Annotated in this window: 18 protein-coding genes; 10 read left to right on the top strand and 8 right to left on the bottom strand. The window is 68.6% G+C overall.

The window, feature by feature from the left end:
• Positions 1 to 17 precede the first annotated feature (17 nt).
• Positions 18 to 1,061, bottom strand: a complete 1,044-nt coding sequence (locus tag J4Z35_RS05490; protein WP_038569724.1) for an iron-siderophore ABC transporter substrate-binding protein — start codon at positions 1,059 to 1,061, stop codon at positions 18 to 20.
• Positions 1,062 to 1,282: 221 nt separating this feature from the next.
• On the opposite strand from J4Z35_RS05490, the gene J4Z35_RS05485 reads away from it, so the two are divergent.
• Positions 1,283 to 2,155 carry a siderophore-interacting protein gene (locus tag J4Z35_RS05485; protein ID WP_006946324.1) on the top strand — a complete coding sequence of 291 codons (873 nt, stop codon included), beginning with the start codon at positions 1,283 to 1,285 and terminating at the stop codon, positions 2,153 to 2,155.
• A 57-nt stretch (positions 2,156 to 2,212) separates the two neighbouring features.
• On the opposite strand, the gene J4Z35_RS05480 is transcribed toward J4Z35_RS05485, so the two are convergent.
• On the bottom strand, positions 2,213 to 4,255 hold the full coding sequence (locus J4Z35_RS05480; protein WP_208065435.1) for an NAD(+) synthase: 2,043 nt from the start codon (positions 4,253 to 4,255) through the stop codon (positions 2,213 to 2,215).
• A gap of 203 nt (positions 4,256 to 4,458) precedes the next feature.
• Between J4Z35_RS05480 and J4Z35_RS05475 the strand changes: the two genes are divergently transcribed.
• Entirely contained in the window at positions 4,459 to 4,938 is a 480-nt protein-coding gene (locus J4Z35_RS05475; protein WP_083607281.1) for a DUF2975 domain-containing protein, read from the top strand.
• A complete protein-coding gene (locus tag J4Z35_RS05470) occupies positions 4,938 to 5,147 on the top strand; it encodes a helix-turn-helix transcriptional regulator (protein WP_074046047.1) in 210 nt (69 codons plus the stop codon). Before J4Z35_RS05475 ends, J4Z35_RS05470 begins: the two co-directional genes overlap by 1 nt.
• Before the next feature lie 41 nt (positions 5,148 to 5,188).
• On the opposite strand, the gene J4Z35_RS05465 is transcribed toward J4Z35_RS05470, so the two are convergent.
• A complete protein-coding gene (locus J4Z35_RS05465; protein WP_170957249.1) occupies positions 5,189 to 5,425 on the bottom strand; it encodes a hypothetical protein in 237 nt (78 codons plus the stop codon).
• Between the two features lie 76 nt (positions 5,426 to 5,501).
• On the opposite strand from J4Z35_RS05465, the gene J4Z35_RS05460 reads away from it, so the two are divergent.
• Complete coding sequence (locus tag J4Z35_RS05460; RefSeq protein WP_208065434.1) at positions 5,502 to 5,924, top strand: class I SAM-dependent methyltransferase; 423 nt, start codon at positions 5,502 to 5,504, stop codon at positions 5,922 to 5,924.
• Between the two features lie 31 nt (positions 5,925 to 5,955).
• Here J4Z35_RS05460 and J4Z35_RS05455 read toward each other — a convergent pair whose 3' ends face one another.
• Positions 5,956 to 6,441: a DUF3995 domain-containing protein gene (locus J4Z35_RS05455; RefSeq protein ID WP_208065433.1), complete on the bottom strand. Its 486-nt coding sequence runs from the start codon at positions 6,439 to 6,441 to the stop codon at positions 5,956 to 5,958.
• A 27-nt stretch (positions 6,442 to 6,468) separates the two neighbouring features.
• The gene (locus J4Z35_RS05450) at positions 6,469 to 6,843 is read right to left on the bottom strand and encodes a dienelactone hydrolase family protein (RefSeq protein WP_131941803.1); all 375 of its coding nucleotides are present in this window, start codon (positions 6,841 to 6,843) and stop codon (positions 6,469 to 6,471) included.
• A 213-nt stretch (positions 6,844 to 7,056) separates the two neighbouring features.
• Between J4Z35_RS05450 and J4Z35_RS05445 the strand changes: the two genes are divergently transcribed.
• From J4Z35_RS05445 to J4Z35_RS05430, 4 genes are all read left to right on the top strand, one after another.
• A complete protein-coding gene (locus tag J4Z35_RS05445) occupies positions 7,057 to 8,403 on the top strand; it encodes a cytochrome P450 (protein WP_208065432.1) in 1,347 nt (448 codons plus the stop codon).
• Between the two features lie 150 nt (positions 8,404 to 8,553).
• Positions 8,554 to 9,087 (top strand): GtrA family protein, encoded by a 534-nt coding sequence (locus J4Z35_RS05440; RefSeq protein WP_237723811.1) that lies wholly within the window; start codon positions 8,554 to 8,556, stop codon positions 9,085 to 9,087.
• Positions 9,084 to 9,728, top strand: a complete 645-nt coding sequence (locus tag J4Z35_RS05435) for an NUDIX hydrolase (RefSeq protein ID WP_006946308.1) — start codon at positions 9,084 to 9,086, stop codon at positions 9,726 to 9,728. Before J4Z35_RS05440 ends, J4Z35_RS05435 begins: the two co-directional genes overlap by 4 nt.
• A gap of 183 nt (positions 9,729 to 9,911) precedes the next feature.
• Complete coding sequence (locus J4Z35_RS05430; RefSeq protein ID WP_208065431.1) at positions 9,912 to 11,585, top strand: formate--tetrahydrofolate ligase; 1,674 nt, start codon at positions 9,912 to 9,914, stop codon at positions 11,583 to 11,585.
• A 172-nt stretch (positions 11,586 to 11,757) separates the two neighbouring features.
• Here the strand turns inward: J4Z35_RS05430 and J4Z35_RS05425 are convergent, their stop codons facing one another.
• Positions 11,758 to 12,201 carry a MarR family winged helix-turn-helix transcriptional regulator gene (locus tag J4Z35_RS05425; RefSeq protein WP_208065430.1) on the bottom strand — a complete coding sequence of 148 codons (444 nt, stop codon included), beginning with the start codon at positions 12,199 to 12,201 and terminating at the stop codon, positions 11,758 to 11,760.
• Positions 12,202 to 12,286: 85 nt separating this feature from the next.
• Between J4Z35_RS05425 and J4Z35_RS05420 the strand changes: the two genes are divergently transcribed.
• Positions 12,287 to 12,856 carry a DoxX family protein gene (locus tag J4Z35_RS05420; protein WP_208065429.1) on the top strand — a complete coding sequence of 190 codons (570 nt, stop codon included), beginning with the start codon at positions 12,287 to 12,289 and terminating at the stop codon, positions 12,854 to 12,856.
• 222 nt (positions 12,857 to 13,078) lie between these two features.
• Here J4Z35_RS05420 and J4Z35_RS05415 read toward each other — a convergent pair whose 3' ends face one another.
• Positions 13,079 to 13,909: a crotonase/enoyl-CoA hydratase family protein gene (locus J4Z35_RS05415; protein ID WP_208065428.1), complete on the bottom strand. Its 831-nt coding sequence runs from the start codon at positions 13,907 to 13,909 to the stop codon at positions 13,079 to 13,081.
• Positions 13,910 to 14,021: 112 nt separating this feature from the next.
• Positions 14,022 to 14,150, bottom strand: coding sequence for a hypothetical protein (locus J4Z35_RS14695; protein ID WP_256359111.1), 129 nt, complete (start codon positions 14,148 to 14,150; stop codon positions 14,022 to 14,024).
• Between the two features lie 267 nt (positions 14,151 to 14,417).
• Between J4Z35_RS14695 and J4Z35_RS14415 the strand changes: the two genes are divergently transcribed.
• A complete protein-coding gene (locus J4Z35_RS14415) occupies positions 14,418 to 14,588 on the top strand; it encodes a hypothetical protein (RefSeq protein ID WP_006946319.1) in 171 nt (56 codons plus the stop codon).
• The last annotated feature ends 215 nt before the right edge of the window (positions 14,589 to 14,803 follow it).

Raw genomic sequence — 14,803 nt, 5'->3', positions numbered from 1 at the left:
CTCGAACGAGCCTACGCTCAGGCCTTCTTCGCGGCCTCGGCGAGCTTCGGCAGGAAGGTGTCGATCGCGACGGGGATCGACAGCGGCGTCGGGCTGGCCATCGTCTCGGACGCCTTCTGGTCGGTCAGCGCGAGGTAGCTGCCCTTCTTGAACGCGGGGATCTGCGACAGCAGCTTGTCGGAGGTGATCTTCTTCGTCGTCGCCGCGTCCACCGCGTCGAAGACGACGATGTCGGCGTCGAGCTCGGAGGCCTTCTCGGCCGACAGTTCCGTGGAGAACGTCTTCGCGCCCTGGCTCGCCTTGGTGACGAACGACGGCGTCTTGAGACCGAAGTCGGCGAGGCCACGCGGACGGTTGTCGTTGAGTGTGTAGACGGTGATCGAGTTGAGCTTGGCCGCGTCGAAGTAGACCCAGGCGACGCTCTTGCCCTTGAGTTCGGGGTGCTTGTCGAGGGCGGCCTTGACCTTGGCCTGCGTGTCGGAGATGACCTTCTCGCCCTCATCCTTCTTGCCGAGCGCCTCGGCGATCATCTTCGTCGACTCCTGCCACGACGTGCCGTACGGGTACGTCGGGTAGGCGAGGGTGGGAGCGATCTTCGTCAGCTTGTCGTACTCAGCCTGCTTGAGGCCCGAGTTCGTGCCCGAGATGAAGTCGGGCTGGTACTGGGCGACCTTGTCGACGGGCGTGCCGTCGGCATCGCTGTAACGCTCGGGTGCCTTGCCGCCGACCTCCTTGAGCTTCGCGTCGAACCAGTCGCTCGACTTCGCGGCGTTGCCGCCCCACGTGATCGCCGGCGCGGCGACGGGCACGACGCCGAGCGCGAGCAGGATGTCGGCGTCCGACCAGCCGGCCGTGACGACCTTCGTCGGGGCCTTCTCGAGCTTCGCCGTGCCGAGGGCGTGCTTGATCGTGACGGGGAAACCCGCGCCGCTACCCGCCGAGCCGGCCGATCCCGACGTGGCGCTCGAGGCCTTGTCGGACGACGAGCCGGTGCTGCAGGCGGCGAGGGCGCTGGTGGCACCGGCGGCGGCGATGGCGAAGAAGCCACGGCGGTTGATCATGCGGACGACCTTTCGTTCAGGCGCACGACGGCACCCGTGTCATGACGTGATGGTTCTCGCGAGGCCCTGCCGGACCGCGAGTTAGGCAATGCTAACCTTATAGAAGTCGAGATCGTCAACCGCGCGGACTGAGGCTCACGTCGCGTCTCAGATAGGTGCGGGGACGGCATCACCACCGGCCACGGCAGTCACCGCCGGGCCACCGAAGGAAGGCGGGACGCGTGAGCGACCAGCCCCACGACGCGATGACGCCACCACGCACCCTGCTACGGGTCGAGCGCGGCGAGGCGGGCCGTGTGCTGCGCGAACTGCGCGCCCAGGACTTCGTCTTCACCGTGCTCGAGCGCGAACAACCATCTTCGCGGCTCGTGCGGATTCGATTCTCGGGCAACGGTTTTCTGCGTACACACGCGCCGTATCCGACGATGTGGGTGCGGCTGTGGTTCGCCGATCGCTCCGGCACGGGTGCGGGGCATCAGCGGGCGTACACGCTCGTCGACCCCGACGTCCCGACGGACACGTTCTGGCTCGAGTTCGCCATCCACGACGGTTCCGCGACGGCGTGGGCGCTCGGCGCGCAACCGGGCGATCAGGTCGAAGCAAGCCTCTACGGTTCGGAACCGTCGCTGCCGGGCTGCGACGACGTCGACCATCACCTGCTCGTCGGCGACCCCGCGTCACTGCCCGCGATCAACTCGCTGCTCGACGCCCTGTCGCCGGCGCCGACGACCGTCGTCCTCGAATGGACGCACCCTGACGACCGCGCACTGCCGGTGCGACTGCGCGACGGCGACGCGCTGCGCTGGGTGCGCCGCGAACGTGACGGCGGCGCGCTGCTCGACGCCGTCGACGAGGTGCTCGCCGACCTGAGCCAGTTGGGCGACCCGGCGCTCGGGCGCACGTGTCGCGGTGATCGACCGAATCTTCTTGCCGTACCGGCCGATTGCCCGCGCGTTTTCGCGTGGGGTGCGTGCGACACCGTCACGACACGAGCTCTGACGAAGAAGCTGCGCGCCGCGGGTCTCGCGAAGAACTGCGTCAAGACGCTCGGCTACTGGCTTCCCTCCACCCAGACCGCTGCCCTGACGGGCTGACGCTCGACGCGAGCGATCGGCGCAGCCGCCCGCCGCGCCGATCGTGCTGAGCGTTCCTCACTCGTTCGGGATGTTGCGTTCCAGCTCGGCCAGCCAAGCGCGCGACGACGCGTCGGACGGCATGCGCCAGTCACCACGCGGCGACAGTGCGCCGCCGGCGCTCACCTTCGGCCCGTTCGGCAGTGCCGAGCGCTTGAACTGCTGGCTGAAGAAGCGCTTGTGGAACACCTCGAGCCACTTCTTGATCTCGGCGAGGGAGTAGGCGGGGCGCTCGTCGTCGGGGAAACCGCTCGGCCAGCGCCCTTCGTCAGCGTTCTGCCAGGCGTGCATCGCGAGGAACGCGATCTTGCTCGGGCGCGCACCGTGCGTCAGCACGTGGTAGAGCGTGAAGTCCTGCAGGTTGTAGGGGCCGACGGCGTCCTGCGTCGATTGCGGTTTCTCGCCCTCCTTCGTCGGCACGAGCTCGGGCGAGATCTCGGTGTCGAGGATCGACAGCAGCGTCTCGCCGACCTCGGCGGAGAACTCGCCACCCGAGGCGACCCAACGGATGAGGTGCTGCATCAACGTCTTCGGCACGCCCGCGTTGACGCCGTAGTGCGACATCTGGTCGCCGACGCCGTACGTGCACCAGCCGAGCGCGAGTTCGGACAGATCGCCGGTGCCGAGGACGATGCCACCCTTCTGATTCGCGATGCGGAACAGGAAGTCGGTGCGCAGGCCGGCCTGGACGTTCTCGAACGTCACGTCGTAGACGGCCTCGCCGCTGCCGGCGGGGTGGCCCATGTCCTTGAGCATCTGCGTCGCCATCGGCCGGATGTCGACCTCCTCGAACATCACGCCGAGCGCTTCGGCGAGCTTGTACGCGTTCGACTTCGTGTGATCGCTCGTCGCGAAGCCGGGCATCGTGTACGCGAGGATGTCGGTGCGCGGGCGCCCGACACGGTCCATCGCCCGGGCGGCGACGATGAGGGCGTGCGTCGAGTCGAGGCCACCGGAGACGCCGATGACGATCTTCGGCGCGCCGATCGAGCGCATGCGCTGCTCGAGGCCCGAGACCTGAATCTCATACGCCTCGTAGCAGTCCTGCGCGAGCTGCGCGTCGTCGGCGGGGACGAACGGGAAGCGCTCGATCTCGCGGAGCAGGCCGCGGTCACCGTCCGGGGCGCCGAGTTCGAACGGCACCTCGCGCAGCGGACGCGTCGGGCCGATGCCCGGTCGGTTGTCGTCGTAGCTGTTGAAACGCATGCGGGCCTGGCGGATGGCGTCCAGGTCGACGTCGGCGATGCTCGTGCGCGGGCCGCTCGGGAAGCGCTCGGATTCGGCGAGCAGCGTGCCCTGGTCGTAGATCATCGTCTGCCCGTCCCAGGCAAGGTCGGTCGTCGACTCACCCTCGCCGCTCGCGGCGTAGACGTACGCGGCGAGGGTGCGGAACGACTGGCTCTGCACGACGAGGCTGCGCTGCGACGACTTGCCGATCGTGATCGGCGAGCCCGACAGGTTCATGAGGACGCTCGCGCCAGCCGCGGCGGCCTCGGACGACGGCGGGATCGGCACCCACACGTCCTCGCAGATCTCGACGTGGATCGCGAGGTCGGGCAGGTCGACGGCGCGGAAGATGAGGTCGGGCCCGAACGGCACCTCGCCCAGGTCGCCGAGGTCGATGTACTGCCCGCGCTGGTCGAGACCCGGTGCATACCAGCGCTTCTCGTAGAACTCCTTGTAGGTGGGCAGGTGGCTCTTCGGCACGACGCCGAGCACCTCGCCGTCCTTGATGACGACGGCACAGTTGAACAGCCGCGTGCCCTTGCGCAGCGGCGCGCCGACGGCGAGCACCGGCGTCAGACCTTCGGAGCCGTCGACGATCGTCTTGATGGCCGCGAGCACGTCGTCGAGCAGCACGTCCTGGAAGACGAGGTCGTCGATGCTGTAACCGGTGAGGTCGAGTTCAGGGAACACCGCCGCTGCGACGCCCCGGTCGTGCAGCTCGCGGGCGACGTCGAGCACGCGCGCCGCGTTCGTCGTCGGATCGGCGAGCGCGACGGGATGCGTCACCGCAGCAACGCGCGCAAAACCGTGAGCATAGAGCGAGCGGAAGTTCATGCCGTCAGTCTGGCAGGCACCACCGACAACCGCGAGCATCCGCTCACGCGCCCCGCTGTCATGATCACGCCCCCAATCCAGCGATTCGCCCGCGGTTGGCGGTGCGGCACCAGAACCCACTTTGCCTGACACATTACTTAGATCATGTCGCGCAACAGGATGAACATGTTGACTTTCAATACGTACGGCCTGAGACTCAATCCATGGCACCCCGTTACACGCACGTCACCCTACGACTGTTTCTCCTGATGTCGATCCTGGGAGCACTCCTCCTGCAGACACTGGTCCTGCCCGCCATGGCTTCATCGATGGCGGAGCGGTTTCCGGAGGTCGCAGACCTCGAACTTCCCACCCTGGCCCTCGCCATCTTCGTGCTGGCGTGCTTCGAGATCGCACTCGCGTGCGTATGGATGCTTGCCGGTGCGACGCGCAGGGGTGAGATCTTCTCCTCCGGGTCGTTGCGGTGGGTCAATCTCATCTGCGCCTGCCTCGCGCTGACTGCACTCGCCCTAGCGGGCTTCACCCTGTTCGACCTGTGCGCCGGGATCGGGCCCATCTCAGTTCCCGCGTTCTTCTCGGCCCTGCTGTTCGTAGACATCGGCTGCTTGTCGATCGTGCTTGTCCTACGTGCCCTTCTGATCGGGGCCACCGGGCTGCAAAGCGAACTGGACGAGGTGATCTGATGGCGATCATCATCCGACTCGACGTTCAACTTGCCCGGAACAAGATGGGCGTAGCCGAGCTCGCGGAAAGGGTGGGCCTCACCCCATCCAACGTGTCGATCTTGAAGAACGGCAGAGCCAAAGCCGTCCGTCTGACCACGCTCGATGCCATCTGCACAGTGCTGCAGTGTCAGCCGGGCGACATCCTCGAATGGGTCCCGGACGAGTGACGCCGTCGCTCGCGCCGACTGTCCACCCGCCGACTCAGGCGTCAGGCGCGGAAAACCTCCTGCGCCTGATCTTCGATCCCATGTCGCGACTCCTGCGAGAACCGGCGCAGCTGCAGATCCATGATGAAGCGCGCTTCCGCTTCCGTGCAATCGAAACGGCGGCGCCCCCGCGCATTCAGGTCATCGTCGTCAAGTGAGTCCGCTACGTCAGCAAGGAGGGCGTGGCGATCTTTCAGTGCCGGGAGGAGAAGCTCGTGCATGCGTTTCTGGATCATCATGACGCCAGCGTACGAGCCAGCCCCCGCGACAAGGCGCTGCCTCTTATCCGCCCGCTCAGCCTCTATCCTCATCCATATGGGTGGGCAACACGAGCCGTGGAACCTCAACATTCATCATGATCAGCTCCTCGCAAGACTCGCCCCGCCGGGAAGCCGCGTTCTCGATGTGGGCTGTGGCGACGGGTTTCTTGCGGCCCGGATGCAGGCGAACGGCTGCCGTGTCGTCGCCATTGACGTGGATGCAGGCGTGCTCGAGCGGGCGCGCCGGCGATGGACCGGTCGCGATATCGAGTGGGTTCAAGCAGACCTGCTCACCTACGACCCGCCAGGAAACGAATTCGACGCCGTCGTTTCGAACGCAGCGATCCACCACGTCGAAAGGCGTCGGCCGAGGTCTTGCCCGGTCGCAACTTTCGTCGTTTATGGCTCGGTCGCTACCTCATCGAGTGGACGCGCCCCGCCGACCGGTGAGGTCGGTCGGCAGCCGCATCACAAGTGACGGGCGCGGGGCACGGCTCTCACCTCCGCAGCTACACGGGAGGAACAGCGTCGTGGCGCGTCGACCACAGACCCGCGGCGAGGCTTGCGCCCCACACCAGGAACAGCGGATCCCAGATCCAGGCGTGCCCGATCATCGCGGCACGGTCGAAGCCTCCGTCAGGGCGAACGGCGCCGAGCAACACGGCGTTGGCGAGCACCGTGTTCGCGCCACCCCACGCCACGAGCACGACGCTCCCTACCCAGCAGACGGGGCGCGTCAGACGACGCAGCGGCCAGCCCCGCCTCGCCAGCCAGAGCGGAGCGACCGCACTCACGCCCTTGACCAACGCCACCGGGTACAAGACCCACATGATGTCGGCGAACTGAGCCACGAAGCTGTCACCCATCGTCCACAACAACCCCCGCTCACCCAGCGCCCAGTAGAGCGTCACCGCGGCATGGATGACGCCGGCGAGTGCGGCGAGGACGAACCAGCACGACGCTGACGAGCGGCGACCTGACGGTTGGACGGTCACGCTCTCACCTGCCCGTCGAAGGGATGATCATGCCCGCTGAGTCAGCTGACGGTAGGTGCCGACGCTGCTGCCGGAACATGCAGATGGGCGTCGAAATAGTCGTGGATACGCTGCTAGGCGCGCTCGGCGTCGTCGCGGCTGCCGCCGAAGCCGGCCACGTGCCACAGCGGCGCGAGCGTCGGAATACAAATCGGGCACGATGACGACGTACCCCCACGACGCCATGCGTTCCGCGTGCGCACGCATGTCGTCGTTCACGCCGAAGATCTCCATCACCATGACGACGCCGGGCCACGGCCCGTCCCCGCCAGGGCGCGCAAGGTAGGCGGAGAGGCGCTCAGAGCCACCCTGCTGCCTCGAAGCCTGAGCCAGATCAACGGTGCGCATCAGGACGTCAGCCATGCCGTGACCGTACTCCAGAGGCCCCCACGCCCCGCTACGCCGCGACGTGAACATCGAACGAACACCCGTGCGACGAGCGGGCACAGCCGCGTCGAATGCGCCGTGCCAGAGCCGGAGCGGGCGACGTCCGCCGCCGATCAGCCGCGAGGTGTTCCGTCACCGCCCTACATCTGTAGTGTGACGTGAGACACGTTCACAGCCGTTGGAGGCCCCATGTCCACCCTCACCACTCGGATCCCCCGCCGCCTGGTCGAGCACGCCAAACCCGGCGTGCGCTGGAGCCTGCAGCACGCCATCCCGCGCAGGGCGCTGGTGCGCGTCGCGTCGCAGGGCGACCCGCAGGGGGTGCTGAGCACCGAGACGACGGGCCTGCTGGCGGAGGAGCTCGCGCCGATCCTCGCGCGCATCCGCAGTGGCGGAGCCATCGTGGGCGGCAAGCTCTCGACGCTGACAGGCGAGCACGACGCCGTCAACGAGGTGCTGACGAGCAACGACTTCCGCACCGGCTTCCCCGGCGACACCTCGCGCGCGGTCCGCGGCGCGCTGACGTGGGCGGCGAGCACGACGATCGGGCCGCTCGAGCCGCCGTCCCTGCTGGCCACGGACGGCCCCACGCACACGCGCAACCGCAAGCTCGTCACCCGCGTGTTCACCGCGCGCGCCGTCGAGGCCCTGCGCGAACGCACCGAGCAGGTCGCCACCGAGCTGCTCGACGACCTCGAGGCCGACGCGCGCGCTGGGCATGACGTCGACCTCGTCGCGCGCTACTGCGAGCAGCTGCCCGTCACCGTCATCGCCGAGATCCTGGGGGTGCCCGAGAGCGAGTACGAGACTGTGCTGCGTCTCGGCGGGCACGCCGCTTCGAGCCTCGACCTGGGGCTCGACTGGGCGACGTTCCGCCGCACCGAGAGCGCGCTCGACGAGTTCGACGCGTGGCTCGAGACCCACCTCGCCGCCAAGCGAGCGCAGCCGGGTGACGGCCTGTTCAGCGCGCTCATCCAGGCGCAGGACGACGGCGTCGGCCTCAGCGACCGGGAGCTCAAGTCGGTGGCCGGGCTCGTCCTCGCCGCCGGTTTCGAGACAACCGTCAACCTGCTCGGCAACGCCATCCGGCTCATCGTCGGCCACCCCGAGCAGCTCGCGGCGCTGCGCAGCGGCGAGGCGTCCTGGCTCAACGCCGTCGAGGAGACGCTGCGTTTCGACCCGCCCGTGCTGCTGACGGCGCGCACGGCGACGTGCGACACGCGCGTCGCGGACGTCGACGTCGCCGCCGGGACGCTCGTCGTCACCGTCCTGGCGGCAGCCAATCGCGACCCGAAGATCTTCGACGACCCCGACGCGTTCGACGTGCACCGCGAGAACGCGCGCGAGCACCTGGCGTTCTCGGCCGGGCGCCACTTCTGCCTCGGCGCGGCCCTGTCGCGGATGGAGAGCGAGGTCGCGCTGCGCGCGTTCTTCGACCGCTTCGACGTCGAACTGCTGCCGGGCGCCACCCGTCGGCCCACGCGCATCCTGCGGGGATACGCGACGCTGCCGGCGCGGTTGGCGGCGCGCGGCTGATCAGAAGGTGCGACGAGAAGCACGCGAGGCCGACCGCGGCGCGATCGTCGCAGGTGCCGCGCACGACCCAGGCGCCCCGACGGACAGCGCGGCCCCCGTCATCACCACCCTAGAATCGAGCGACCCCGACGTCAGCCGAAAGCAGCCTCAGTGACCATTCCCGACGCACCGCCCGGATCGACGAAGAGCCGCCGCATGATGGAGCGGCTGCTGGCCGCTCGTCAGCAGCTCATCAGCTTCGTCGTCGTCGGCGGGCTCGCCTTCGTCGCGGACGCAGGCGGGTTCAACGTGCTTCGCTATGCCGGCCCCGATGGGCACGGCATCATGTACGACCAGGCCGTCACGGCGAAGCTCGTCTCGACGGCGCTCGGCGTCCTCGTCGCGTGGCTCGGCAACCGCTACTGGACGTTCAAGGACACGCGGCGCGAGCAGGTGCACCACGAGGTGCTCATCTTCCTCGCCGTCAGCGCCGTCGGCGGACTCATCGCCATGGGCTGCCTCGGATTCAGCCACTACGTCCTCGGCCTGACGAGCAAGCTCGCGGACAACATCTCTGCCAACGGCGTCGGGCTCGTGCTCGCGACACTGTTCCGGTTCTGGGGCTACAAGACGCTCGTGTTCGTCGCGGGCAAGCCTGCGGAGGACGTCGCGGTCGAAGCTACTGACGCACCGCCGGCCGCATGAGTGACGCGCACGGCGGGTGGACGACGACGGGCTCCCGCGAGGTCTACTCGAACCCGTGGATCGCCGTGCGCGAGGACGCCGTCCTACGACCCGACGGCGGCGAGGGCATCTACGGCGTCGTGACGATGCAGCATCCGTCGGTGTTCGTCGTCGCGATGGATGACGACGGGGCCGTGCTCATGGTCTCGCTGTATCGCTACGCGACGCGCGGCATGTCGCTGGAGGTCCCGGCAGGCGGGTGCGACGGCGACGACCCGCTCGACGCAGCACGCCGCGAGCTGCTCGAGGAGACCGGTTTCGTGGCATCCGAGTGGCACGAGATCGGGCGGATGAACGCGCTCAACGGCGTGTGCGATGCACCCGAGTTCGTCTATCTCGCAACGGGTCTGACGATCGGCGGCCGCGTGGACGTCGAGCCGCCCGGCAGCGTCGGCGCCCTGGGTGACGGCACCGTGGCCGACGCAGCCGACATCGCGAGCGCCACCGTCGACGTGGAAGCCGAGCAAGCTGCCGAGGGCATCGACGCCGCCCGCTTCGTACCATGGGACGAGGCGATGAGCTTCGTCCGTGACAGCACCATCAGCGACGGCGAGACCGTCGCGGCCCTCATGTACGCGGCACTCGCGACGGGGCGCATCTGAAACCCGGAGATCGTGTCCTGCGCACCCTCGGAACGCAGCAGCACACTCCAACCCGGCCCACCCGTTCGCATCCGAACGACACCTTGCGTCAATCGCGCCCCAACTCGTCAGTAACGCTCTACCGTCGAGACGGACGCTCGCGCTCGGGCGTCCGACCTGCGCTTCACCAGACCCGAGGAAGACATGCCGACCGACGTCGAAATCGCCGCTGCCACACCGATGCTGCCGATCGAGGAGATCGCCGCGAAGATCGGCATCCCCGCGAACGAGATCTTCCGGTACGGCCCGCACAAGGCGAAGGTCTCGCTGCCATACGTGCAGGGCATGCAGCGTCGCGAGGGCAGCAAGCTCATCCTCGTCACCGCGACGAGCCCGACGCCCGCAGGTGAGGGCAAGACGACGACGACCGTCGGCCTCGTCGACGGCCTCGCCCACATCGGTGAGACGGCCGCGGCTGCGCTGCGCGAACCGTCGATGGGCCCTGTGTTCGGCATGAAGGGCGGCGCCGCCGGGGGCGGCAAGAGCCAGCTCAACCCGATGACGGACATCAACCTGCACTTCACCGGCGACTTCGCCTCCATCGCCGAGGCGCACAACCTGCTCGCGGCGCTGATCGACAACCACCTGCAGCAGGGCAACGAACTGGGCATCGACCCGCGCCGCATCACGTTCAAGCGCGTGCTCGACATGAACGACCGCGCACTGCGCGACATCGTCATCGGCCTCGGCGGCCCGACGAACGGCGTGCCGCGCGAGTCGGGCTTCGACATCGTCGTCGCCTCCGAGGTCATGGCGATCTTCTGCCTCGCCACGTCGATCGACGACCTCAAGGAGCGCCTCGGCCGCATCGTCGTCGGCCACACCTACGACACGGAGCCCGTGACGGCCGCCGACCTCGGCGCCCACGGCGCGATGACGGCACTGCTCGCCGACGCGCTCGCGCCCAACCTCGTGCAGACGCTCGAGGGCAACCCGGCATTCGTCCACGGCGGCCCGTTCGCGAACATCGCGCACGGCTGCAACTCGGTGACGGCGACGAACACTGCTCTCGCGCATGCCGATTGGGTCGTGACGGAGGCCGGCTTCGGCGCCGACCTCGGCGCCGAGAAGTTCATCGACCTCAAGTGCCGCTTCACCGGCCTGCGCCCCGACGCCGCCGTCCTCGTCGCGACGATCCGCTCGATGAAGTACCACGGCGGCGTCGCCGTCACCGACCTGACGAGCGAGAACGTCGACGCGATGCGCTCCGGCATGAGCAACATCGAACGGCACCTGCACAACCTGCGCGAGGTGTGGGGCCTGCCCGTCGTCGTCGGCCTCAACCGCTTCCCCAGCGACACCGACGCCGAGATCGCCGCGTTCGTCGAAGGCATCGAGAAGCTCGGCGCGCGCGTCGAGGTGTGCACCCACTTCTCCGATGGCGGCGCCGGCGCGGCGGGCCTCGCGCGCGCCATCGTCGAGGCGACCGAGGGCGGCACGCCCGATCTCCACTTCACCTACGACGACGGTCTGACGCTCGTCGAGAAGGTCGAGAAGATCGCGACGACGATCTACGCTGCCGGCTCGATCGCCATTCCGCCGGCGGTGGCGAAGCAGATCTCACAGTTCGAGGCCGAGGGCTACGGCCACCTGCCCGTCTGCATCGCCAAGACGCAGAAGTCGTTCACGACCGACGACGCGATGCGCGGCGCCCCGTCCGGCCACGTGCTCGAGGTGCGCGAAGTTCGCCTCGCGGCCGGCGCCGGCTTCGTCGTGTTCGTCTGCGGATCCCTCATGACGATGCCCGGCCTGCCCAAGAAGCCCGCCGCGCTGGCCATCGACGTCGACTCCGAAGGCCACATCACCGGCCTGTTCTGAACCGCTTGATCTGACCAGACGATTCCAGGCCTGCGCCGGGCCGGCCCTCGGCCGCCCCCGCCGTTCCGCGTCGCGTCGCGGCGCGGCGCCGCCCGCCCCTCTCGCGTGCAAGTGCACCCGGGTGCACTTGCACGCAGATGCATGTGGGCGCATGGGGATAGGCGACGCGTCGTCAGGGAACGAGTTTGCGCAGGATCCGCGCGAGGTCGACGCGATCAGCCGCGTCGAGACGGTCGACGAATACCTCGCGCACTCTCGCCACATGAGGGGGCGCGGCCTTCTCGATGGCTGCGCGCCCCTCACGCGTGATGACGACGCGCGCGCCACGCGCGTCCTCGGCCACGTCATGGCGCTCGACGAGACGACGCTTGGCCATGCGCGTCACCTGGTGAGAGACGCGGCTGCGTTCCCACTGCAACCCGGCGGCGAGTTCGGAGAGGCGACGTTGCCCGTCGGGTGCGTCGGTGAGATGAACGAGTACCTCGAAGTCAGGCTCGGAGAGACCACTGGCCTTGAGGTCGCGCGCGATGACCACGTGCTGACGGGCATGAACACCCAGCCAGGCGCGCCACAACGCTTCCTCGTCGGAGCGCAGCCATCGACCGTCGTGATTCATACCACTCACCCTAGCGCTTGGTTGACACGTCACCTACCGAGCATGCCAAGCTTTAGGTGACACATCACCAACCTTGTGAGGACCGATGCGCACCACCGGCAACCTTTTCACCCTGCCCGCCCCGATCCGTGACGCCGGGCTCCTGCTGGCCCGCGCCCTGCTCGGAGCCGTCCTCATCGCCCACGGATGGCAGAAGCTGCACACGAACGGCATCGACGCCACCACCGCGATGTTCGAGAAGATGAGGGTCCCGGCGCCGCACGCCTCCGCATGGTTCGCGGCCCTCACCGAACTCATCGGCGGCGGCATGCTCGTGCTCGGCGTGCTGACGCCGCTCGCCGGCCTCCTCGTCGCCGTCGACCTCGCCGGTGCCTGGTGGTTCGTGCACCGCAGCCACGGCGTCTTCGTCGACGAGAGCGGTTGGGAACTCGTTGCCGCCCTCGGCCTCGCCGCCTTCGTCTTCGCGCTCGTCGGCCCCGGCCGCTGGAGCGTCGACGGCCTGCTCAACCGCCTGCGCAGCCGCGGAACCACCAGCGACGAGAGCCGCACTCCCAACGCCCTCACGCACGAGGACACCGCCGCGCGCGGCGCTCACGTCGCCGGCGCAGCCACCGATGCGACGGCTGACGACGCGCGCGCGACGGCGCCGGCCTGAGTCCGCCCGAGCCGGCGGACCCACCCGCCGTACCGAAGAGACGAGGCCCCCGACCTGCACGAGCAGGATCGGGGGTCTGGCGCGTCAGAGCCCGGCGCTGACGACGATGGGACTACTCACGCAGCGACTCGGTGGCCGATCGTCGAGCAAGGCCCGGCCCCAGCGGGGACGAGGGCGCTCACAGGTCGGCCAGACATCACGCCACTCAAGGCAGGACGCGGCTCAGGGCAGAACGCGCGGGCTGTATTTCGCCGCGCGAGCTTCGGCCAGCTGCGCCTGCTTGGCGCCGGCCTTGGCGAACGCCGCCTTGCGCGCCTTCGCCGTGTTCTGCGCCATGAGCAGGACGAGTTGTTCGGCGCGCTCGCGCCGGAACGTCGTGCGTGCGGACGTGTTCCATGACCGGTTGAACAGACGCTTGGCGGCGGCCAGCTGGTCGGGAGACTTCTGCGTCAGCTCGTGCGCCAGGTCCATCGCCGCGGCGAGCGGGTCGTCAGCCACCTCCGACGCGAGGCCCAGTTCGACCGCGCGTTCACCGCAGAGCATCTCGGCGGTCATCGTCAGCTTCTTCGCGACGTCGATGCCGACGAGTTCCTTGAGCGACTGCACGCCCGACATGTCGGGAATCAGCCCCCACTTGCCCTCGAGCACCGCCCACTGTGCATCACTTGTCGTGTAGCGGTAGTCGCCGGCGAGCGCGATCTGCAGCCCGCCGCCGTAGCAGTGCCCGTGCACCGCGACGATGACGGGCACCGGCACGCGCCGCCACGCCCAGCAGGCCTCCTGGAACGTGTTCGTGCCACGCCACGGACGCGGCAGGAAGACGGGCACGATCTTCACCGGCTTCGCCATGACCTCACCGAAGTCGAGGCCCGCGCAGAACGACCGCCCCTCGCCCGAGATGACGACAGCGCGCACCCCCTTGTTGCGGCGCACGTGATGCGCAGCGGCGACGAGCTCGCCGAGCATCGGCAGCGTCAGGCCGTTCAACTTCTCCGGACGGTTCAGCTTCACGTGCGCGATGCCGCCCGTGATCGTCGTCTCCACATTCGCCATCCCGCCAGCCTAGTGACGCGACCCGCCCTCGTGGGGCGATTCGTCGACGCCGGCACGCGACGTGGTGTGCGGGCACGGATCCGGCGCAGCCATCCGAGCACCGGGCCAGACGTCACGACACGTCGGCGCGACGGTCGTCGACCTCGTGCCCCTCGACCCCGCGGCTCTCAAGGACGTGCGCCTCGTGCTCGTGCTGGGCGCCGGCGAAGAGTTCGAACGCGATGACGATGATCCACGGCACGATCGTGCAGATCGCGAGGACGACAGCGAGCGAGACGCCGTGCGCGGCGAGGAACGCCGCGAAGCCGAGGACGACGAGGGCGAGGCGCCAGGATCGCGGTGTGCAGGCCCGCCCACAGCTGCAAGGACACCGGGGGCCAGGGCGTCGACTGGACGGGCGCCGTGCTCGTCGCCATCAGCGGCCGCCGCGATCGCGTTCGGGTTCGCCCCTCGATGCGCCGGGGCGGAGCGGGCCGCGCGCACCCACTGCCCGAGCATCGCCAGGCGCATGATGCCGTACCCGATGACGATGACGGTGTTGTCGAAGTGGCCGTTCTCGACGGCGTGGAACAAGTCGGGGATGCCGAGCGTGAAGATGACGACACCGATCATCTGCACCATCGTCAGCAGCCGGTACAGCCAGTCGTCGGTGTCGTATGCACTCACGAACCACGAGTAGTCGATCCACTCCCAGATGATGCCGAAGCTCGTGAAGCAGAACGATCCGACGCCCGCCGCGACGTGCCCGTGCGCGAATGAGTGCGCGCGCTGCGACGCGCCCGTGGCGACGGCGACGACGAACGTCAGGTCGAAGGGCAGCTCGAGCGTGCTCGCGACGCGTCCACCCTCGTGTGGTGGCGCCCGCTCATGGGGCGCAGACGCGAACGCAGACTG

It is taken from the genome of Dermacoccus sp. NHGro5, assembly GCF_017565385.1.
GTDB lineage: Bacteria > Actinomycetota > Actinomycetes > Actinomycetales > Dermatophilaceae > Dermacoccus > Dermacoccus nishinomiyaensis.
The sequence above is the reverse complement of the archived record's forward strand: the minus strand, read 5'-3'. Positions and strand labels throughout refer to the sequence as shown.

What these genes read in the sequence shown, in the direction of transcription:
- J4Z35_RS14415 (WP_006946319.1), top strand. Translation starts at nt 14,418, where the DNA reads ATGATGCCGTACCCGATGACGATGACGGTGTTGTCGAAGTGGCCGTTC.
- J4Z35_RS05435 (WP_006946308.1), top strand. Translation starts at nt 9,084, where the DNA reads ATGAGTGACGCGCACGGCGGGTGGACGACGACGGGCTCCCGCGAGGTC.
- J4Z35_RS05430 (WP_208065431.1), top strand. Translation starts at nt 9,912, where the DNA reads ATGCCGACCGACGTCGAAATCGCCGCTGCCACACCGATGCTGCCGATC.
- J4Z35_RS05475 (WP_083607281.1), top strand. Translation starts at nt 4,459, where the DNA reads ATGGCACCCCGTTACACGCACGTCACCCTACGACTGTTTCTCCTGATG.
- J4Z35_RS05420 (WP_208065429.1), top strand. Translation starts at nt 12,287, where the DNA reads ATGCGCACCACCGGCAACCTTTTCACCCTGCCCGCCCCGATCCGTGAC.
- J4Z35_RS05465 (WP_170957249.1), bottom strand. Translation starts at nt 5,425, where the DNA reads ATGATGATCCAGAAACGCATGCACGAGCTTCTCCTCCCGGCACTGAAA.
- J4Z35_RS05470 (WP_074046047.1), top strand. Translation starts at nt 4,938, where the DNA reads ATGGCGATCATCATCCGACTCGACGTTCAACTTGCCCGGAACAAGATG.
- J4Z35_RS05445 (WP_208065432.1), top strand. Translation starts at nt 7,057, where the DNA reads ATGTCCACCCTCACCACTCGGATCCCCCGCCGCCTGGTCGAGCACGCC.
- J4Z35_RS05490 (WP_038569724.1), bottom strand. Translation starts at nt 1,061, where the DNA reads ATGATCAACCGCCGTGGCTTCTTCGCCATCGCCGCCGCCGGTGCCACC.
- J4Z35_RS05425 (WP_208065430.1), bottom strand. Translation starts at nt 12,201, where the DNA reads ATGAATCACGACGGTCGATGGCTGCGCTCCGACGAGGAAGCGTTGTGG.
- J4Z35_RS05460 (WP_208065434.1), top strand. Translation starts at nt 5,502, where the DNA reads ATGGGTGGGCAACACGAGCCGTGGAACCTCAACATTCATCATGATCAG.
- J4Z35_RS05450 (WP_131941803.1), bottom strand. Translation starts at nt 6,843, where the DNA reads ATGGCTGACGTCCTGATGCGCACCGTTGATCTGGCTCAGGCTTCGAGG.
- J4Z35_RS05480 (WP_208065435.1), bottom strand. Translation starts at nt 4,255, where the DNA reads ATGAACTTCCGCTCGCTCTATGCTCACGGTTTTGCGCGCGTTGCTGCG.
- J4Z35_RS05415 (WP_208065428.1), bottom strand. Translation starts at nt 13,909, where the DNA reads ATGGCGAATGTGGAGACGACGATCACGGGCGGCATCGCGCACGTGAAG.